Here is an 18918-nt window from a genome sequence, read left to right as displayed (position 1 = left end):
GCCTCCTACACTGATTCCTGCACCACCCGGGCGGCACCCGCCCGACCGGCGCACGACCATCGATAAAACAAACGGAGACTCCAAGCATGGCATTCACTTTCAAACGGACGGCCGCCCGGCTGGCCGCAGCCTCATTCGCCCTCCTCGCCTGCGCCAGTACGGCACAAGCCCAGGTCACCGCCGGTCCCGGCGCCTGGAGCAGCAATCAGACCTGGGCCGCGGATGCGGTCAACGGCGGCAACCTGACCGGCTATTTCTACTGGCCGTCGACGCAACCGACTTTGGCCGGCAAGCGCGCCCTGGTGCTGGTGCTGCATGGCTGCGCCCAGACCGCCAGCGGCGACGTCATCGACGGCACCAGTGACGCGGGTTTCAACTGGAAGACGGTAGCCGACCAATACGGCGCCGTGATCCTGGCGCCCAACGCTACCGGCAACGTCTCCGGCAGCCACTGCTGGGACTACAGCCGCACCAATCACAGCCGCACCACCGGCCACGAGGGCGTGCTGCTCGACCTGATCCAGCGCTTTGTCGGCAACGCCCAGTACGCGATCGATCCCAAGCAGGTCTACGTGGCCGGCCTGTCCTCGGGCGGCGGCGAGACCATGGTCCTGGCCTGCCTGGCGCCGGACATCTTCGCCGGCGCCGGCATCAACGCCGGGCCGCCGCCGGGCACCACGACCCTGCAGATCAGCTCCGTCCCGTCCGGCTACACGGCCACCACGGCGGCCAACAACTGCAAGGCCCTGGCCGGCAGCAATGCGTCGTCCTTCTCGACCCAGATCGCCGGCGTGATCTGGGGCACCAGCGACTACACCGTGTCCCAGCAATACGGGCCGCTGGATGCACAGGCGATGCGCCTGGCCTACGGCGGCACCTACACCAAGGGCACGACCATGACCGTCGCCACCGGCGGCAGCAACGTCCCCTACACGGATGCCAACGGCAAGCTGCGCACCAGCGAGATCACGGTGACGGGCATGGGCCATGCCTGGCCGGCCGGCACGGGCGGCCAGAACAGCAATTACGTCGACGCCACCCACGTCAACTATCCGGCCTTCGTGATGGATTTCTGGTTCAAGAACAATCTGCGCGTGGCGCGCGTGGCGCCGCCGACCGTGAACAGCTGCAGCGCCAGCGTATCCGGCAGCACCGCCACCATCTCCGGCACCGGGTCCGATACGGCCGGCACCATCTCCAGCTACCGCGTGACCTTGAACGGCCCGACCGCCGTCAACGATGCCGCCGCCGGCAGCGGCGCCAGCTTCAGCAAGGCCTACGCCAACCTGGCCAATGGCTACTACACGGGCAGCGTGACGGCTACCGACAGTGGCACCGGCCTGACGTCCAGCGCCTGCAGCATCGCCCAGTTCCTGGTCGGCAGCGCACCCGCCTTGCAGCCGCCGGCCGGCCTGGCAGTCGGCAGCACCACCTCGAACAGCGTGACCCTGAACTGGAGCGCGGCCAGCGGCGCCACCGGCTACAACGTCTACCGCAACGGCACGCGCGTCAACGCCAGCGCGGTCACCGCCACTAGCTACACGGACGGCAGCCTGGCGGCCAGCACCACCTACAGCTACCAGGTCTCGTCGACGGGCAGCAGCGGCGAGTCGGCCCTGTCGTCTGCGGTGAATGCGACCACCAAGTCGAGCTGGACCTGCACGGCAACCAGCGCCAGCAACTACGCCCACGTGCAGGCCGGGCGTGCGCACGACAGCGGCGGCTACGCGCTGGCGAATGGCTCGAACCAGAACATGGGACTGGACAATACCTTTTATACGAGCACGCTGGCCCAGACCTCGCCGGGCTATTACGTGATCGGCAGCTGCCCCTGAAATGACAAGCGGCGCTCGAGGGCGCCGCTTTTTACCGGATCAGGGAAAGGACCGAATCAGGCGTGTTCTTCCGGCGCGCGCGTCACGCGCACGAACACCGGCGCCAGCAGCAGGCCCAGTTCGAACAGCAGCCACATCGGCACTGCCAGGGCCAGCTGGCTGACCACGTCCGGCGGCGTGACGACGGCGGCGATCACGAAGGCGCCGACGATGATGTAGGGACGGAAGGATTTCAGTTTTTCGACGCTGACGATGCCCATCCGGACCAGGATCACGACCACCACCGGCACCTCGAAGGTGGCGCCGAAGGCCAGGCACATCGAGATCACGAAGTCGAGATAGTTCTCGATGTCGGGCATGACCGCGATCGAAGTCGGGGCGAAGTTGGCGATGAAGTGGAACACCCGCCCGAACACGAAGAAGTAGCAGAACGCGACACCGGCGATGAACAGCAGCGAAGACGAGATCACCAGCGGCAGCACCAGGCGCTTTTCGTGCGTGTACAGGCCGGGAGCGACGAAGGCCCAGGCCTGGTAGAAGACCCAGGGCAGCGACAGGATCAGCGCCAGCACCAGGGTTACCTTCATCGGCACCAGGAAGGGCGCGCTGACGCCGGTGGCGATCATCTTGGCGCCCACCGGCAGCGAAGCCAGCATGGGCGCGGCCAGGTAATCGTAGATCTGCGCCGGGCCCGGCCACGCCAGCAGGGCAATGCAGACGATGGCGACCCCGATCACGGCCTTGACCAGGCGGTCGCGCAATTCGACCAGGTGCGAAATGAAAGTTTCGCCTGCAGCTTCGTCGGTCATCTAGACTCTAGAAAAAGGAAGTGTTGGACTTGGCGCCGGGGCGGAACTTGCGCACGCGCGCCGCGCCCGACAGCACGTGCTGGCGGCCGCCGTGGCGGTTCTTGTACCAGGATGGAATGCTGGAGGTCTTGACCAGCTTCTTGCGGCGGAATTCGCGCGCCTTGCGATCGATGTCGTCCGGCGAGACCGAGGGCGCATACGAGGAGGCGCTATCCCCGCGCCAGGCCGATTCGACCTCGCCCAGGTGCGACGAGACCGTGTTCTCGACCTCCGAGCCGAAGCTTTCGACCTCGGTCTTGAAGCTGTGCGCGGTTTCCTGCACTTCCTTGTGCAGGTTGCGCAGCTCTTCCATTTCGATCTCGCGCGAGACTTCCGACTTCACCTCGTGCAGGTAGCGCTGGGCGCGGCCGTACAGGGTGCCGGCCATGCGCGCCACCTTGGGCAGACGCTCGGGGCCGATCACGATCAGCGCGACCACCCCGATGACGGCAAGTTTGGAAAGCCCGAGATCGATCATGGAAGGCGATTACGAGCGGTTCTTTTCGCGCGTTTCGACGTCGATCGTGGTCTGCGACTTGTCGGCGACCTGCTGCGGCGGCACCGGCGGCACGTTGGCATTCGCCTGGCGCTCGTCTTCGCTGCCCTTCACGCCGTCCTTGAAGCCCTTGACGGCCTTGCCCAGGTCGGAACCTGCGTTCTTCAGCTTGCCGGTACCGAACACCAGGACCACCACCACCAGCACGATCAGCCAGTGCCAAATACTAAACGAACCCATTGTTTTCTCCTTGCGGGCCTACGCCCGAATTCGCATGAAGCCTATGCGCAGTATAAGCGATGATTACCCGGCATGGCTTCTTTCCAGTAGTTAAGTCCCGCGCATCAAGTCCCGAGCCCACGCCAGGGGCGCTTTCCACCATACACGTGCAGGTGCAGGTGGTAAACCTCCTGGCCGCCGTCCGGACCACTGTTGATCAGGGTCTTGAAGCCGCCGCTGCGCTGGCCGTCGGGACCTTGCTTGACGGAGATACCATGCTCGGCAGCCAGTTTCGGCGCCAGGGCCAGCATCTTCCCGAGAACCGCCGCGTGCGCATCCGTGCAGTCGGACAGCGTGGCCACGTGCTGTTTCGGAATGATCAGCAGGTGAACCGGCGCGGCCGGGTTGATGTCCTTGAACGCCAGCAGTTCCTCGTCCTCGTACACCACGCCCGCCGGAATCTGCTTGGCAGCGATCTTGCAGAAGATGCAGTTGTCCATGTTCTCTCCAGTCAGCACAATATGTTATTCGGATCGGATGACAGTGCCGTGACGGTCATTCTTTGCGGGAAGCTTTTTCCTCGATGCCGGAAAGGCCTTCGCGGCGCGCCAGTTCGTCCAGCACCTGCTCCGGCGTCAGGCCGAAGCGCGCCAGCAACACGGCAGAATGGAACCACAGGTCGGCCACTTCGTACAGCAGCTTGGAGGCGTCGGCGCCGGCGCGCACGTCCTTGGCCGCCATCACGGTCTCGGTCGCTTCTTCACCGATCTTCTTGAGGATCGCGTCGTCGCCTTTGGCGAACAGGCGGGCGACATAGGATTTGTCCGGATCGCCGCCGTTTTCCGGCTTGCGCGATTCGATCACCGCCGCCAGGCGGTTCAGGGTGGTGCTCATAGGTCTGTCTTTTAAAGCGTTTTCTTCGGTTTTGGCGTGGTGTAGATCGCGTCCGGGTCCTTCAGCACGGGCTCGGCGTCATGCCAGTCAGCGCCGTCGAACTTCTGGAAGAAGCAGGAGTGGCGGCCTGTATGGCAGGCGATGCCGCCGGCCTGCTCGACCTTCAGCAACACCACGTCTTCATCGCAGTCGAGGCGGATTTCCAGCACCTTCTGCACATGGCCGGATTCCTCGCCCTTGTGCCACAGCTTCTTGCGCGAGCGGCTCCAGTACACCGCTTCGCCCAGCTCCACGGTCTTGGCCAGGGCTTCGCGGTTCATCCAGGCGAACATCAGGATGTCGCCGCTGCCCGCTTCCTGGGCGATCACCGGCACCAGGCCGTGTTCGTCCCACTGGATTTTCTTCAGCCAGGGCTGGGCCGGGATCGATGGGGTCGTCGTCGGGGTAACCATCTGTGTCGTGTCCAGTTCAGTCCAGCTCAGTTCAATCTCATCGGGATGCCGCGCTCGCTCATGAAGCGCTTGGCTTCGCCGACCGTGTGCTGCCCGTAGTGGAAGATGCTGGCGGCCAGCACCGCATCGGCGTGGCCTTCCAGGATGCCGTCGGCCAGGTCCTGCAGGCCGCCGACGCCGCCGGAGGCGATCACGGAAATGCCGACCGCGTCCGAAACGGCGCGCGTCAGGCCCAGGTCGAAGCCGGACTTGGTGCCGTCGCGGTCCATGCTGGTCAGCAGCAGCTCGCCGGCGCCCAGGCTTTCCATCTTTTTCGCCCACTCGACGGCATCGAGGCCGGTCGCGTTGCGGCCGCCGTGGGTAAACACTTCCCACTTGCCGGGCGCAACCTGCTTGGCGTCGATCGCCACCACGATGCATTGCGAACCGTGCTTCTGCGAAGCCTCGTACACCAGCTGCGGATTGGTCACCGCCGAGGTGTTCATCGAGACCTTGTCGGCGCCGGCGTTCAGCAGGCGGCGCACGTCCTCGACCTTGCGCACGCCGCCGCCCACTGTCAGCGGGATGAAGACGGTGGAGGCGACCGCTTCGATGATCGGCAGGATCAGGTCGCGGCCGTCGCTCGAGGCGGTGATGTCGAGGAAGGTGATCTCGTCGGCGCCCTGGCCATCGTAGCGGCGTGCGATCTCGACCGGGTCGCCGGCGTCGCGCAGCTCGGTGAAATTGACGCCCTTGACCACGCGGCCGCCGGTGACGTCGAGACAGGGGATGATGCGTTTTGCGAGCATAGAATCTTCAGGTTAGGCTTGGGCGCCTTCGGTCAGCTCGTCGGCGCGCTCCTGCGCACTGGCCAGGTCGAGCGTTCCTTCATAAATCGAACGGCCGCAGATGACGCCTTCGATGCCTTCGTCCTGCACCGCGCACAGCGCTTCGACGTCGGCCAGGTTGTGCAGGCCGCCGGAAGCGATGATCGGGATCTTGACAGCTTGCGCCAGGCGCACGGTCGCTTCGATGTTCACGCCGCCCATCATGCCGTCGCGGCCGATGTCGGTGTAGACGATCGACTCGACGCCGTAGCCTTCGAATTTCTTGGCCAGGTCGATGACTTCGTGGCCGGACATCTTGCTCCAGCCGTCGGTGGCCACTTTACCGTCCTTGGCATCCAGGCCGACGATGATCGAGCCCGGGAAGGCGCCGCAGGCGTCGTGCAGGAAACCCGGGTTCTTCACGGCGGCTGTGCCGACGATGATGTAGGTGATGCCGTCGTCCAGGTAGCGCTCGATAGTGTCGAGGTCGCGGATGCCCCCGCCCAGCTGGACCGGGATCTCGTCCAGGTCATTCTCGGTAGCGTATTCCTGCACCACCTGCAGGATGGATTTGATGGCGTCCTCGTTCTTCGGCTTGCCCGCGAACGCACCGTTCAGGTCGACCAGGTGGAGGCGGCGCGCGCCCTTCTTGAGCCAGTGCAGCGCCATCTCGGCGGGATCTTCGGAGAACACGGTGGCGAGGTCCATATCGCCTTGTTTCAGGCGAACGCAGTGACCGTCTTTCAGGTCGATGGCGGGGATCAGCAGCATGGTCGTAAAAGGTTAGGGTTTCCAGTGGATGAAATTGCGATACAGGCGCAAGCCGGCGGCCGCGCTTTTCTCGGGGTGAAACTGGGTGGCGACGATGTTATCGCGCGCGACTGCGCAGCAATAGGCGCCGCCGTAGTCGGCTTCGCCGATCGTGTCCGCCGGGTTGGCCGGCTGGGCGTAATAGCTGTGCACGAAATAGAAGTATGCGCCGTCCTCGACGCCATCCCACAGCGGGTGCGCGCGCACCTGGCGCACGCGGTTCCAGCCCATCTGCGGGACCTTGAAGCGCGAGCCGTCGGGCTGCAGCTTGCCGTCGAGCTGGAAGCGCACGACCTTACCGGGCAGCAGGCCCAGGCCGGGCGTGCCCTCGTTCTCTTCGCTCGCATCGAACAGCATCTGCTCGCCGACGCACACGCCCATCACCGGGCGCGTCTTCATGGCGCGCAGCACGGCATCTTCGGCGCCGGATTCGCGCAGGCTGCTCATGCAGTCGCGCATGGCGCCCTGCCCCGGCAGCACGACGCGGTCGGCCGCATCGATGTCGGCAGCCAGGCTCGAGACGATCACGTCCGCTTCAGGATCGGCGGCGCGCAGCGCCTGCGCCACCGAGCGCAGGTTGCCCAAGCCGTCGACCACAACAATTTTATTGGCCATGATCGGTCGCTTACAGGCTGCCCTTGGTCGATGGGATCGTGCCGAGCGCGCGCTCGTCGAGCTCGGAAGCCATGCGCAGGGCTCTACCAAATGCTTTGAACACGGTCTCGCACTGGTGGTGGGCGTTCACGCCACGCAGGTTGTCCACGTGCAGGGTCACGCCGGCGTGGTTGACGAAGCCGCGGAAGAATTCGATGGTCAGGTCGACGTCGAACTTGCCAATGGTGGCGCGGGTGAAGGGCACATGCCAGTCCAGGCCCGGGCGGCCGGAAAAGTCGATCACGACGCGCGACAGCGCCTCGTCCAGCGGCACGTAGGCATGGCCGTAGCGGCGGATGCCTTTCTTGTCGCCGATCGCCTTGGCGACCGCCATGCCCAGCGTGATGCCGGTGTCCTCGACGGTATGGTGATCGTCGATGTGCAGGTCGCCGACGGCCTCGACTTCGAGGTCGATCAGGCCATGGCGGGCGATCTGGTCCAGCATGTGGTCCAGGAAGGGCACGCCGGTGTTGAGTTTCTGGCGGCCGGTGCCGTCGAGATTCAGGGAAACGCGGATTTGCGTCTCGCTGGTATTGCGCGTGATTTCTGCGGTGCGGGTCATTACAGGGAAGCCTTCAGGGCATTCAGGAATACGGAATTTTCTTCCGGGGTGCTGACCGTCACGCGGATGCAGTTGGCCAGCAATTCATGCATTTTACTCAAATTTTTAATCAGTACCCGTTCGGCGAACAGTTTAGCGCAGGTCCGCTCGGCGTCCGCTACACGGAAGGTAATGAAATTTGCGCTCGACGGGAACACGGTCACGCCAGGCAGCGCTGCCAGCGCCGCCGCCAGCTCGCCGCGTGCTTCGTTCAGCTTGGCGGCCTGCTCGTTCAGCACGGCAATATGGTCCAGCGCGAACTCGGCCGCCACCTGGGTCAGCACATTGACGTTGTAGGGCGGGCGTACCTTGTCGAACTGCTCCAGGAGGGCCGGCGCGGCCGCCAGGTAGCCAAGGCGGATGCCGGCCAGGCCCAGCTTCGAGAGCGTGCGCATCACCATCAGGTTCGGGTACTGCGGCAGGCGGTCCATGAAGCTGGTGCGGGCGAAGGGCTGGTAGGCCTCGTCGACCACCGCGATGCCGGTGTCGCCCAGCGCCTCGATGATGGCGATCATGTCGGCTTCATCGTACAGATTGCCGGTCGGGTTGTTCGGGTAGGCCAGGAACACCACTGCCGGCTTGTGCTTGGCGATCGCCGCCAGCATCGCCTCGCGGTCGAGCGTGAAATCGGCTTTCAGGGGCACGCCCACGTAGTCCATGCCGGCGAACTCGGCCGAGCGCTTGAACATCACGAAGGCCGGGCTCGGCGCCATCAGCACGGCGCGCTTGTCCTGGCGCGCAGTGGCGGTGGCGATGATGCTGATGATCTCGTCCGAGCCGTTGCCGAGGATGACATCGTAGCCCTTGGGCACGCCCAGCTTGTCGCGAATCTTCTGCTTGAGCGTGCTGTAGGAGGCCACCGGATAGCGGTTCAGCACGGCATCGGCCAGGCGCGTGGCCAGCTCCTGGCGCAGGTGGTCCGGCAGCTGGTAGGGGTTTTCCATCGCGTCCAGCTTGATGTAGCCGCTAGCGTCCGGGACGTTGTAGATATGGCCGGCACGGACGTCTTCGCGGATCGTGTTGGCGATGAGGGTGTCGATGTCGGTCATGATGTTGCTCCTTCGGGAGTGGTAACGGAAATTTTGTCCTTCTTGCGGGCTACAGCTTTCTTCTTCGCCGGCGCTTCCGGCGCAGCCAGCCGCTGCTGAATGATCTCGCAATAATCCTGGTTCAGCTCGAAGCCGACGAAGTGCCTGCCCAGCCGCCGCGCCGCCAGCGCCGTGGTGCCGCTGCCCATGAAGGGGTCCAGCACCACCCCGCCCGGCGGGCACGAGGCCTTCAGCATGCGCTCGATGATCTCGAGCGGCTTCTGGGTGGGATGATCGACCCGCTCCGCATGTTCGCGGTGCAGGCGCGAGACGCTCCACAGGTCCTTCGGGTTATAGCCGACCTCCAGCCACTTGGCGCCGATGAAAATCGAACGCGAGCGGGCCTTCTTGGTTTCGGCGTCGTACGGGATGCGCACGGCGTCCAGGTCGAAATAATAGTCCTTGCGCTTCACGAAGAAGCCGATGGTGTCGTGCACCGAGCTGAAGCTGCGGGTGCTGCCGCCCATCGAGGGCACCCGGCGGTCCCAGATGATCTCGTTCATCATCGTCAGGCGCTTTTTCAGCATGACGAAGATCTCCGGCGCGAAGCGCCAGGTGAGGAAGATGTACAGGCTGCCGTTGGGCTTCAGCTTGGGCAGCGCGATGTCGATCCAGCGCTCGGTCCAGGCCAGGTAGTCGTCCACGCTCTGCTGGTCGGAGGCGTTGCCGTAGTCCTTGCCGAGGTTATAGGGCGGGTCGGTCAGGATCAGGTCGATGGAGCCATCGGGGATGCGCGCCATCCCTTCAAGCGCATCCTCGCAGAAGACCCGGTCGACCCACGCGGTCATGATTTGTCTTGTTTGATACGCAGCTCTGCGCTGCGGGCGTGCGCCTGCAGGCCTTCTCCATACGCCAGCTCGGCCGCCACCTTGCCCAGGGTCTGGGCGCCGGCTTCGGACACGAACAGCACCGACGAGCGCTTCTGGAAATCGTACACGCCCAGCGGCGACGAGAAGCGCGCCGTGCGCGAAGTCGGCAGCACGTGGTTCGGGCCGCAGCAGTAATCGCCCAGCGACTCCGACGAGAAGCGGCCCAGGAACATCGCGCCCGCGTGGCGGATCTGGTCGGCCCACTGCTGCGGCTCGGCAGCCGAAATCTCGAGGTGCTCGGCGGCGATGTCGTTGGCGATCGCGCAAGCCTCTTCCATGTCACGCACCTTGATCAGGGCGCCGCGGTCCGTCAGCGAGATCGTGATCGTGTCCTTGCGCGGCATGGTCGGCAGCAGTTTATGAATGCTGGCTTCGACCTGCGCGATGTAGTCCGCGTCCGGGCACAGCAGGATGGCCTGGGCCAGCTCGTCGTGCTCGGCCTGCGAGAACAGGTCCATCGCCACCCAGTCCGGATCGGTCGTGCCGTCGCACAGCACCAGGATTTCGGACGGACCGGCGATCATGTCGATGCCGACGGTGCCGAACACGCGGCGCTTGGCGGCGGCCACGTAGGCGTTGCCCGGGCCGACAATCTTGTCCACGGCAGGGATGGTCTCGGTGCCGTAGGCCAGCGCGGCCACGGCCTGGGCGCCGCCGATGGTGATCACGCGGGTCACGCCGGCGATCGCCGCGGCAGCCAGCACCATGCTGTTCTTGATGCCGTCCGGGGTCGGCACCACCATCACGATGTCCTTCACGCCGGCCACTTGCGCCGGGATCGCGTTCATCAGCACCGACGACGGATACGCCGCCTTGCCGCCCGGGACATAGATGCCGACGCGGTCCAGCGGGGTCACGCGCTGGCCGAGTACCGTGCCGTCCGGCTCGGTGTAAGTGAAACCGTTCAGCTCCTGCTTCTGGCGCTCATGGAACACGCGGATGCGGCTTGCTGCCGTCTGCAGCGCGGCGCGCTGGGCTTCCGGCAGCGAGGCCAGCGCGGCCTGCAGCTCGTCCTGGCCCAGGTCGAAGGCGGCCATGCTGCTGGCGCCACCGCCGGGGATGCGGTCAAATTTGTTGGTGTACTCCAGCACGGCCGCATCGCCGCGCGCCTTGACGTCGGCGAGGATCTTGCCGACGGCGGACTCGATGGCGTCGTCAGTCTCCGCTTCGAAAGCCAGCAGTTTCGTCAGCTGCTGCTTGAAATCGGAGGCGGTGGAATCGAGCTTATTGACCCTGACTTGGACCTGTACTGTCATTGCTTAACCTTGCTGCTTGGAGGCGCGTTCGAAGGCCTCAATGATGGGTTGCAGGCGCTCGCGCTTGAGCTTGAGCGCGGCCTGGTTGACCACCAGGCGCGACGAGATCTCCATGATCTTCTCGACTTCGACCAGGTTGTTGGCGCGCAGGGTGCCGCCGGTCGAGACCACGTCGACGATGGCGTCCGACAGGCCGACCAGCGGCGCCAGCTCCATCGAGCCATACAGTTTAATCAGATCGACGTGCACGCCCTTCTTGGCGAAGTGCTCGCGCGCGGTGTTCACGAACTTGGTGGCCACGCGCAGGCGCGCGCCCTGGCGCACCGCGTTCTCGTAGTCGAAGCCGGCATTCACCGCCACCGACATGCGGCAGCAGGCGATGCGCAGGTCGACCGGCTGGTACAGGCCCTCGCCGCCATGCTCGAGCAGCACGTCCTTGCCGGCCACGCCGAAGTCGGCGGCGCCGTACTGGACATAGGTCGGCACGTCGGTGGCGCGGACGATCAGCACGCGCACGCCGGGGTCGTTGGTCGCGAGGATCAGCTTGCGCGAGGTTTCCGGATTTTCCAGCACCTCGATGCCTGCCGCGGCCAGCAGCGGCAGGGTGTCTTCGAAGATGCGGCCCTTCGACAGGGCGAGGATCAGCTGGTTGCTGTCGGTCTTGGTCATATTATTTGATGCGGACGATATCGGCGCCCACCGCCGACAGCTTGGCTTCCATGCGATCGTAGCCACGATCCAGGTGATAGATACGGTCGACGATGGTCGTGCCTTCGGCGGCCAGGCCGGCGATCACCAGCGAGGCCGAGGCGCGCAGGTCGGTCGCCATTACCGGCGCGCCCACCAGGCGCTCGACACCGCGCATGAAGGCGGTGTTGCCCTCGGTCGAAATCTGCGCGCCCAGGCGATTCATCTCCTGCACGTGCATGAATCGGTTCTCGAAGATGGTCTCGGTCACGCGGCTCGGGCCGTCGGCGATGATGTTCACGGCCATGAACTGGGCCTGCATGTCGGTCGGGAAGCCAGGATACTCGGTGGTGCGGAAGGACACCGGATGCGGACGGCCGTCCATGCGCGCGCGAATGGCGTTGCTTTCGATATCCAGCTGCAGGCCCACCTGGCGCAGTTTATCCAGCGCGACGTCGAAGATGTCGGTGCGGGTGTTGGTGATGCGGATGTCGCCGCCGGTGGCCGCCACGGCGCACAGGAAGGTGGCGGCCTCGATGCGGTCCGAGATCACGGCGTGCCTGGTGCCATGCAGGGACTCGACGCCCTGGATCACCAGGCGGTCGGTGCCGATGCCTTCGATCTTGGCGCCCATCGCCACCAGCATGTTGGCCAGGTCGGTCACTTCCGGCTCGCGCGCGGCGTTTTCCAGCACGGTCTCGCCTTCGGCCAGGACCGCCGCCATCAGCAGGTTCTCGGTGCCGGTCACGGTGATCATGTCGGTGTGGATGCGCGCGCCCTTCAGCTTCGGGCACTTGGCGTGGATGTAACCGCCTTCGATCGTGATCTCGGCGCCCATCGCGCGCAGGCCCTTGATGTGCTGGTCGACCGGACGCGAACCGATCGCGCAGCCGCCCGGCAGCGAGACCTTGGCTTCGCCGAAGCGCGCCAGCATCGGACCCAGCACCAGGATCGAGGCGCGCATGGTCTTCACCAGCTCGTACGGCGCTTCCAGGCTGGTGATGTTGGCGCCGTTCAGGGTGACGTTCTCGTCGTCCTGGGTGACTTTCAGGCCGGTCTGCTCGAGCAGCTTGAGCATGGTGCGCACGTCGTGCAGGCGCGGCACGTTCGTCAGTTCGAGGTCGCCGCCCGTCAGCAGGCCGGCGCACAGGATGGGCAGCGCGGCGTTCTTGGCGCCCGAGATGCGGATGTCGCCGTTCAGGCGCTTGCCGCCGGTGATCTGGAGCTTGTCCATATGCTTATCCTTGGTACTCTTCAGGGGTCAGGGTCTTCATCGACAGCGCGTGGATCTCTTCGCGCATGCGGTCGCCGAGAGCGGCGTAGACGATCTGGTGGCGCTGGATGCGGCTCTTGCCGGCAAAGCTGGGCGACACGATGACGGCGCTGAAATGCTGGCCGTCGCCTTCCACTTCGAGGTGGGTGGTGTCCATGCCGGCCTTGATGTAGCCGTGGATGAGTTCAGGTGTGGTAGCCATGATGAATGTTGAATAAATCTTAGTGGCGCAGCTTGTAGCCGCGGCGGAGCATATTGATGGCGACGCCTGCCAGCACCACGAAGAACACGGCGACGATGGCCAGGCTGGTCCAGGGCGAGACGTCCGACTTGCCGAAGAAACCGTAACGGAACCCGTCAATCATATAAAAGAACGGGTTGAAATGCGAGACTGCCAGCCAGAACGGGGGCAGTTTCTTAATCGAATAGAACACGCCGGCCAAAAATGTTGCAGGCATGATCAAAAAGTTCTGGAACGCGGCCAGCTGGTCGAACTTCTCGGCCCAGATACCGGCAATCACGCCCATCGCGCCGAGAATGGCCGCGCCCAGCAGTGCGAACACGATGATCCACAGCGGGAAGGTGAAGGACAGGTGGGCGAACCAGGCGGTGATGACGAACACGCCCAGGCCGACCGACAGGCCGCGCACGATCGAGGCCGTCACGTAGGCCGACAGGATCTCCCAGTGCGACAGCGGCGGCAGCAGGATGAACACCAGGTTGCCGGTAATTTTCGACTGGATCAGCGAGGACGAGGAATTGGCGAAGGCGTTCTGCAGCACGCTCATCATCACCAGGCCCGGGATCAGGAAGGCGGTGTAGTCGACGCCTTCGAGCATCTGCACACGGCCTTCGAGCACGTGGCCGAAGATCAGCAGGTAGAGCATCGAGGTGACGATGGGCGCGGCGATGGTCTGGGTGGCGACCTTCCAGAAGCGCAGGATCTCTTTGTAGAACAGGGTGCGGAAACCCACGGAGAAGAAATTCATCGGATGGGTGCCCCTTCCATGATCTGGATAAAGATATCTTCAAGGTCGGCCTGCTGCAGTTGCATTTCGTCGATCTGGGCGCCGGATTCGCGCAGGCGCGCCAGGATGTGCTCCACTTCGCCGTATTCGTTGACGCGCAGCGTGTACTTGTTGCCCTGCCCGTTCGGCTTCGAGGCGTCGTCATGCTCGTCGTGCGCGACCAGGTGGCGCAGGCCTTCCGGCAGCCCGCCCTGCTTCAGGTGCACGATCAGCGAGGAGCCCGACACGCGGCGCAGCAGCTGCGACATGGTGTCCAGCGCCACCACGTTGCCGGTCTTGAGCATGGCCACGCGCTGGCACATGGCCTGGGCTTCTTCCAGGTAGTGGGTGGTGAGGACGACGGTGTGGCCTTCCTTGTTCAGGCGCGAGATGAACTTCCACAGGGTCTGTCGCAGTTCGACGTCGACGCCGGCGGTCGGTTCGTCCAGCACGATCACGGGCGGTTTGTGCACCAGGGCCTGGGCCACCAGCACGCGCCGCTTCATGCCGCCGGACAGGGCGCGCATGTTGACGTCGGCCTTGGCGGTGAGGTCGAGGTTTTCCATGACCTCGTCGATCCACTTGTCGTTGTTCTTCAGGCCGAAGTAGCCGGACTGCAGGCGCAGCGTCTCGCGCACCGTGAAGAAGGGATCGAACACCAGCTCCTGCGGCACCACGCCGAGCGCCATGCGCGCCGAACGGAAATCCTTGACGACGTCGTGGCCGTGAATGCGCACGCTGCCGACGTCCGGGCGGATCAGGCCCGCGATGCAGGAAATGAGGGTGGTCTTGCCGGCGCCGTTCGGGCCGAGCAGGCCAAAGAACTCGCCTTGTTCGATGGTGAGCGAGACGCCCTTGAGGGCTTTAAAACCCTTGTAGCTTTTCTCGACGCTGTCTATCTGGATGGCTGTCATGCGAAAGGGGCGCGCCGGGGTGGCGGACCGTGCAGGGGAAACGAGCCATTATAGAAGAAAACGTCATGACGGGTCGGCAAGCGCCCCGCCATGATGCCAGGCAGTAGGGTGGGCACCCCGTGCCCACGTAAGGCTGACGATTACGCCCGACCGATCAGGCCATCTACGCCGTACAGGCGCGCCAGCGCATCGACGTTGGCCGGCACATTGATGAAGGTGAGCCTGCGCCCGTGGGTCTGGGCGCGGCGCTGCCATGCCAGCATCAGCGCCAGGGCCGCGGAATCGGCGGCGCGGACGCCGCCGAGATCGAACACGGTCTCGCCGGCGCTCAAGGCGGCGCAGCCCTGCTCCAGCGCCGCCTGGGCGTTCTGGAAGGTCAGGGCATCCAGCGACAGCATGGGATTCGACTCGGCCATGCTTACTTCGACGGCGCCTTCAGCGGCTTGGTGGCCAGCTGCTGGTTACGGTCATGCAGCTTCTTGATCAGGCCATCGACGCCGCCCTTGCCGATTTCCGAGGCGAAGGTCGACTTGTAGGTCTCGACCAGCCAGGCGCCCATCACGTTCAGGTCGAAGATCTTCCAGCCCTGCGCGCCCTTGCTCAGGCGGTAGTTCAGGGTGATCGGCTCGCCGCGGGTCAGGTTGACCTGCGACTTCACCTCGACTTCGGTATCGGCCGGGTCGGCGCGGAAGGGCTTGAATTCGATGGTTTCGTTCTTGATCTGCGAGAGCGCGCCCGAATAGGTGTAGATCAGCAGCTGGCGGAATTCTTCCGACAGTTGCTTCTGCTGTTCCGGGGTCGCCTGACGCCAGAAGCGGCCGGCCGCCTGCGCGGTCATCTTGTCGGAATCGACATACGGCAGGATCTTGGTGTTGACCAGGTCGATGATCTTGCGGCTGTTACCGGCCTGGATCTCCTTGTCGGCCTTGACCGAGTCGATCACGTCGGTGCTGACGCGCTTGACCAGCACGTCCGGCGCTTCGTTGGTGGCCGCAGCCGGAGCAGCGATCACGCTGGTGGAAAAGGCCGCCACGGCGGCAGTCACGATCAGTTGTGCGATAGGCTTCATACGCTTCCTTTATCTTGGTTGAGGCTGTACCTCGTTAACTACTTTTGCACCGGTTCGGATGACACGGGCGCCGGCGTCGGCGGATTATTTGGCGCCGACTGCTGCTGCGCCGGGGCCTGGTCCTGCGCGGCCGGTGCTGCTTCGGGAGCGGCGTCGTCCGGGTTCTGCGTCTTCTTCACGCCCAGCTTCTGCTCGACCTTTTCCTGCACCTTGTCCAGCTTTTCCTGCACCTTCTCGGCACGGACCTGGGCTTTATCCGTGTCCAGCACCTTGCTGCTGCGGCGCTGCAGGTAACCGTCGCGAATGAATTCGTAGCGGTCGAGGGCAGCGTCTTCGAGCAGGTTCGAGGCGTCCAGCACGCTGGCGCGCTGGTCGACGGCGCGCAGCACGATGCCGCTGTTACGCCACGGGATGTCGTTCACGTGGGTCCAGGCGTCGCCCCACCAGTCGCCCGGCAGCACCGCGGTGTCGCGGATCGTAGATGGGCCCAACAGCGGCAACATCAAGTAGGGACCGCTTGGCACGCCCCAGTAACCCAGGGTCTGGCCCAGGTCTTCGTTATGCTTGCGCAGGCCGGCCGGGGTCGCGATGTCGAGCACGCCCGCCAGGCCCAGGGTCGAGTTCACGGCAAAACGGGTGAAATCGTTCAGGCCGTCCTGGCCCTTGAGCTGGGCGAAGTTGTTAACCGAGCTCCACAGGTCCGACAAGTTGCCAAAGAAATTGTTCACGCCAGTCTGGACGAAGTCCGGGGTGACGTTCTTGTAGGCGGTGGCGGCCGGCTTCAGGGCGGTGCGGTCGACCGCATCGTTGAAGTTGAAGACCGCGCGGTTGAATTTCTCGAACGGGTCGCGCGGATTGGCGGAGGTCGCGCAGCCGCTCAGCACGGCAGCTCCGACTGCCAGCGTCAGTGCGTTACGAATGCTCATTTCTCTCCATCCTTTCCATCTGCTGCTTTGCTATAGATAAATTGGTTGATCAGGTCTTCCAGCACCGCCGCCGACTGCGTGCGGGTGATGCGGTCGCCTTCGGCCAGGTTGTTGGTGTCGCCGCCGGCTTCGATGCCGACGTACTGTTCGCCCAGCAGGCCGGAGGTCAGGATCTTCAGCGAGCTGTCTTTCGGAAACTTGTAGGCCGGATTCATGTCGAGACGCACCATTGCGGCGAAGGTCTTGTCGTCGAAGCTGATGTCGCCGACGCGGCCCACGACCACGCCTGCGCTCTTGACCGGCGACTGTGGCTTCAAACCGCCGATGTTGTCGAACTTGCCAATGATCGCATACGTCTTCGTGAACGAAATAGTGCTCATGTTACCCGCCTTAAGTGCGAGGAAAAGGAGCGATACCGCACCCAACAGGACGAAAAGTCCGACCCAGACGTCAATAGTTTTGCGATGCATAAGATTTCCTAATATATAGCGGCGATTAATCAGCCAAAGTTCTAATTACTTGTTGAACATTAACGCAGTCATGACGAAGTCGAGCGCCAGGACCATCAGCGAGGCGATCACCACGGTGCGGGTCGTCGCGCGCGACACGCCTTCCGGCGTCGGCTGCGCTTCATAACCCTGGAACAGCGCCGTAAAGGTGACGGCCACGCCGAACACGAAGCTCTTCAGGACGCCGTTCAGGATGTCGCGGCGCACGTCGATATTGCCCTGCATCTGGGACCAGAACGCGCCCTCGTCCACGCCGATCAGCTGCACGCCGACCAGGTAGCCGCCGATGATGCCGATGGCGGAAAAGATCGTCGCCAGCACCGGCATGGCGATCATGCCGCCCCAGAAACGCGGCGCCAGCACGCGCTGGATCGGGTTCACGGCCATCATTTCCATCGCCGACAGCTGCTCGCCGGCTTTCATGAGGCCGATTTCAGCGGTCAGCGAAGTGCCGGCGCGGCCCGCGAACAGCAGCGCGGTGACGACCGGGCCGAGTTCGCGCAGCAGCGACAGCGCCACCAGCTGGCCGAGTTTCTCGTCGGCGCCGAACTGGCTCAGCGTGTAATAGCCCTGCAGACCCAGCACCATGCCGACGAACAGGCCGGACACGACGATGATCAGGAGCGAATAATTGCCGATGAAGTGGACTTGTTCCGAGATCAGGGTCGGGCGCTTCAGCGCGCCGGGCAGCCGGCCCAGCAGCTTGACGAAGGAGCGGGTGACGAAGCCGATGCGGGCGATGGTGTCCAGCACGAAGGCGCCGATGAAGGCCAGGAAGCGCGCGATCATTGCTTGCCTCCCAGGCCCAGGTCTTCCGCCAGCGATTTACCCGGATAGTGGAAGGGCACCGGACCGTCCGGCTCGGCATTGACGAACTGTTTTACGTACGGATCGTTTGAAGCGCGCATTTCCGCCGGCGTGCCCTGGGCGACGATCTTGCCGCCGGACAGGAAGTATACGTAGTCGGCGATGCTGAAGGTTTCGTTCACGTCGTGCGAGACCAGGATCGAGGTCGAGCCCAGGGTGTCGTTCAGGTTACGGATCAGGTTGGCGGTCACGCCCATCGAGATCGGGTCCAGGCCGGCGAAGGGCTCGTCGTACATGATCAGTTCCGGATCGAGTGCGATCGCACGGGCCAGCGCCACGCGGCGCGCCATGCCGCCCGAGATCTCGTTCGGTTTCAGCTTGGCGGCATTGCGCAGGCCCACGGCGTTGAGGCGCATCAGGACCAGGTCGCGCAGCACTTCTTCCGGCAGGTCGGTATGTTCGCGCAGCGGGAAGGCCACGTTTTCGAACACCGTCAGGTCGGTGAACAGGGCGCCGAACTGGAACAGCATGCCCATCTTGCGGCGCAGGCGGTACAGGTTTTCCGTATCGAGCTGGTGGACGACTTCGCCATTCACCGAGACCGTGCCGCGCTGGGGACGGATCTGCCCGCCGATCAGGCGCAGCACCGTCGTCTTGCCGGAGCCGGAACCGCCCATTACGGCAATCAGCTTGCCGCGCGGGAAATCCATGCTCAGATTCGACAGGATGGGGCGATCTCCATACGAAAAATGCAGATCGCGGATTTCGACAAGGTTGGACACAGTGAATATTGGTATTTGGTGAATCTCGTATTGTAGTGCAGAAACGTTAATCCCTGCTGGAGGCAGCCCAATTCCGGCGCGTCAATCGACGTGATATTACAACATTGCTGAACAAT

25 protein-coding genes are annotated in these 18918 nt (G+C 64.2%); 1 reads left to right on the top strand and 24 read right to left on the bottom strand.

Going from position 1 to position 18918, the window contains the following annotated elements:
• Positions 1–86: 86 nt before the first annotated feature.
• A complete protein-coding gene (locus AC07PE_RS17995) occupies positions 87–1835 on the top strand; it encodes an extracellular catalytic domain type 1 short-chain-length polyhydroxyalkanoate depolymerase (RefSeq protein ID WP_498766897.1) in 1749 nt (582 codons plus the stop codon).
• 56 nt (positions 1836–1891) lie between these two features.
• Here the strand turns inward: AC07PE_RS17995 and tatC are convergent, their stop codons facing one another.
• The 24 genes from tatC to AC07PE_RS17875 all read right to left on the bottom strand — a co-directional run bounded on the left by tatC (position 1892) and on the right by AC07PE_RS17875 (position 18802).
• Positions 1892–2644: a twin-arginine translocase subunit TatC gene (tatC, locus tag AC07PE_RS17990; RefSeq protein ID WP_498766895.1), complete on the bottom strand. Its 753-nt coding sequence runs from the start codon at positions 2642–2644 to the stop codon at positions 1892–1894.
• A gap of 7 nt (positions 2645–2651) precedes the next feature.
• Complete coding sequence (gene tatB / locus AC07PE_RS17985; protein ID WP_498766893.1) at positions 2652–3161, bottom strand: Sec-independent protein translocase protein TatB; 510 nt, start codon at positions 3159–3161, stop codon at positions 2652–2654.
• 9 nt (positions 3162–3170) lie between these two features.
• Positions 3171–3419 (bottom strand): Sec-independent protein translocase subunit TatA, encoded by a 249-nt coding sequence (gene tatA / locus AC07PE_RS17980; RefSeq protein ID WP_498766891.1) that lies wholly within the window; start codon positions 3417–3419, stop codon positions 3171–3173.
• Positions 3420–3523: 104 nt separating this feature from the next.
• Positions 3524–3898 (bottom strand): histidine triad nucleotide-binding protein, encoded by a 375-nt coding sequence (locus AC07PE_RS17975; protein ID WP_498766889.1) that lies wholly within the window; start codon positions 3896–3898, stop codon positions 3524–3526.
• Positions 3899–3953: 55 nt separating this feature from the next.
• A complete protein-coding gene (locus tag AC07PE_RS17970; protein ID WP_498766887.1) occupies positions 3954–4292 on the bottom strand; it encodes a phosphoribosyl-ATP diphosphatase in 339 nt (112 codons plus the stop codon).
• A gap of 11 nt (positions 4293–4303) precedes the next feature.
• Positions 4304–4744 (bottom strand): phosphoribosyl-AMP cyclohydrolase, encoded by a 441-nt coding sequence (gene hisI, locus AC07PE_RS17965; RefSeq protein WP_498766885.1) that lies wholly within the window; start codon positions 4742–4744, stop codon positions 4304–4306.
• Positions 4745–4770: 26 nt separating this feature from the next.
• Positions 4771–5532: an imidazole glycerol phosphate synthase subunit HisF gene (gene hisF / locus AC07PE_RS17960; RefSeq protein WP_498766883.1), complete on the bottom strand. Its 762-nt coding sequence runs from the start codon at positions 5530–5532 to the stop codon at positions 4771–4773.
• Positions 5533–5544: 12 nt separating this feature from the next.
• On the bottom strand, positions 5545–6321 hold the full coding sequence (gene hisA / locus AC07PE_RS17955; protein ID WP_441935262.1) for a 1-(5-phosphoribosyl)-5-[(5-phosphoribosylamino)methylideneamino]imidazole-4-carboxamide isomerase: 777 nt from the start codon (positions 6319–6321) through the stop codon (positions 5545–5547).
• Positions 6322–6333: 12 nt separating this feature from the next.
• Positions 6334–6975, bottom strand: a complete 642-nt coding sequence (gene hisH / locus AC07PE_RS17950; RefSeq protein WP_498766881.1) for an imidazole glycerol phosphate synthase subunit HisH — start codon at positions 6973–6975, stop codon at positions 6334–6336.
• Positions 6976–6985: 10 nt separating this feature from the next.
• A complete protein-coding gene (gene hisB / locus AC07PE_RS17945; protein ID WP_498766880.1) occupies positions 6986–7576 on the bottom strand; it encodes an imidazoleglycerol-phosphate dehydratase HisB in 591 nt (196 codons plus the stop codon).
• Complete coding sequence (gene hisC / locus AC07PE_RS17940; RefSeq protein ID WP_498766878.1) at positions 7576–8664, bottom strand: histidinol-phosphate transaminase; 1089 nt, start codon at positions 8662–8664, stop codon at positions 7576–7578. The genes hisB and hisC overlap by 1 nt, the downstream gene beginning before the upstream one ends.
• Positions 8661–9491: a DNA-methyltransferase gene (locus AC07PE_RS17935; RefSeq protein WP_498766876.1), complete on the bottom strand. Its 831-nt coding sequence runs from the start codon at positions 9489–9491 to the stop codon at positions 8661–8663. The genes hisC and AC07PE_RS17935 overlap by 4 nt, the downstream gene beginning before the upstream one ends.
• A complete protein-coding gene (gene hisD / locus AC07PE_RS17930) occupies positions 9488–10828 on the bottom strand; it encodes a histidinol dehydrogenase (RefSeq protein WP_498766874.1) in 1341 nt (446 codons plus the stop codon). Before hisD ends, AC07PE_RS17935 begins: the two co-directional genes overlap by 4 nt.
• A 3-nt stretch (positions 10829–10831) precedes the next feature.
• On the bottom strand, positions 10832–11497 hold the full coding sequence (hisG, locus tag AC07PE_RS17925; protein ID WP_498766872.1) for an ATP phosphoribosyltransferase: 666 nt from the start codon (positions 11495–11497) through the stop codon (positions 10832–10834).
• A gap of 1 nt (position 11498) precedes the next feature.
• Positions 11499–12749 carry a UDP-N-acetylglucosamine 1-carboxyvinyltransferase gene (gene murA / locus AC07PE_RS17920; protein ID WP_498766870.1) on the bottom strand — a complete coding sequence of 417 codons (1251 nt, stop codon included), beginning with the start codon at positions 12747–12749 and terminating at the stop codon, positions 11499–11501.
• A 4-nt stretch (positions 12750–12753) separates the two neighbouring features.
• The gene (locus tag AC07PE_RS17915) at positions 12754–12990 is read right to left on the bottom strand and encodes a BolA family protein (RefSeq protein WP_498766868.1); all 237 of its coding nucleotides are present in this window, start codon (positions 12988–12990) and stop codon (positions 12754–12756) included.
• Between the two features lie 19 nt (positions 12991–13009).
• Positions 13010–13777 carry an ABC transporter permease gene (locus AC07PE_RS17910; protein WP_498766866.1) on the bottom strand — a complete coding sequence of 256 codons (768 nt, stop codon included), beginning with the start codon at positions 13775–13777 and terminating at the stop codon, positions 13010–13012.
• Positions 13774–14709 carry an ABC transporter ATP-binding protein gene (locus tag AC07PE_RS17905; protein ID WP_498766864.1) on the bottom strand — a complete coding sequence of 312 codons (936 nt, stop codon included), beginning with the start codon at positions 14707–14709 and terminating at the stop codon, positions 13774–13776. Before AC07PE_RS17905 ends, AC07PE_RS17910 begins: the two co-directional genes overlap by 4 nt.
• 140 nt (positions 14710–14849) lie before the next feature.
• Positions 14850–15125, bottom strand: a complete 276-nt coding sequence (locus AC07PE_RS17900; protein WP_498766862.1) for an STAS domain-containing protein — start codon at positions 15123–15125, stop codon at positions 14850–14852.
• A 2-nt stretch (positions 15126–15127) separates the two neighbouring features.
• Positions 15128–15778 carry an MlaC/ttg2D family ABC transporter substrate-binding protein gene (locus AC07PE_RS17895; protein ID WP_498766860.1) on the bottom strand — a complete coding sequence of 217 codons (651 nt, stop codon included), beginning with the start codon at positions 15776–15778 and terminating at the stop codon, positions 15128–15130.
• A 38-nt stretch (positions 15779–15816) separates the two neighbouring features.
• The gene (locus AC07PE_RS17890) at positions 15817–16704 is read right to left on the bottom strand and encodes an MlaA family lipoprotein (RefSeq protein ID WP_498766858.1); all 888 of its coding nucleotides are present in this window, start codon (positions 16702–16704) and stop codon (positions 15817–15819) included.
• A complete protein-coding gene (gene mlaD, locus AC07PE_RS17885) occupies positions 16701–17174 on the bottom strand; it encodes an outer membrane lipid asymmetry maintenance protein MlaD (protein WP_498766856.1) in 474 nt (157 codons plus the stop codon). The genes AC07PE_RS17890 and mlaD overlap by 4 nt, the downstream gene beginning before the upstream one ends.
• Before the next feature lie 45 nt (positions 17175–17219).
• Positions 17220–18002 carry a lipid asymmetry maintenance ABC transporter permease subunit MlaE gene (gene mlaE, locus AC07PE_RS17880; RefSeq protein WP_498766854.1) on the bottom strand — a complete coding sequence of 261 codons (783 nt, stop codon included), beginning with the start codon at positions 18000–18002 and terminating at the stop codon, positions 17220–17222.
• On the bottom strand, positions 17999–18802 hold the full coding sequence (locus AC07PE_RS17875; protein ID WP_498766852.1) for an ABC transporter ATP-binding protein: 804 nt from the start codon (positions 18800–18802) through the stop codon (positions 17999–18001). Before AC07PE_RS17875 ends, mlaE begins: the two co-directional genes overlap by 4 nt.
• Between the last annotated feature and the right edge of the window lie 116 nt (positions 18803–18918).

The sequence above is a fragment of the Telluria sp. GW821-FHT07G12 genome (genome assembly GCF_059418525.1).
Note: the sequence above shows the minus strand (reverse complement) of the source record. Positions and strands in the feature narration are given on the sequence as shown.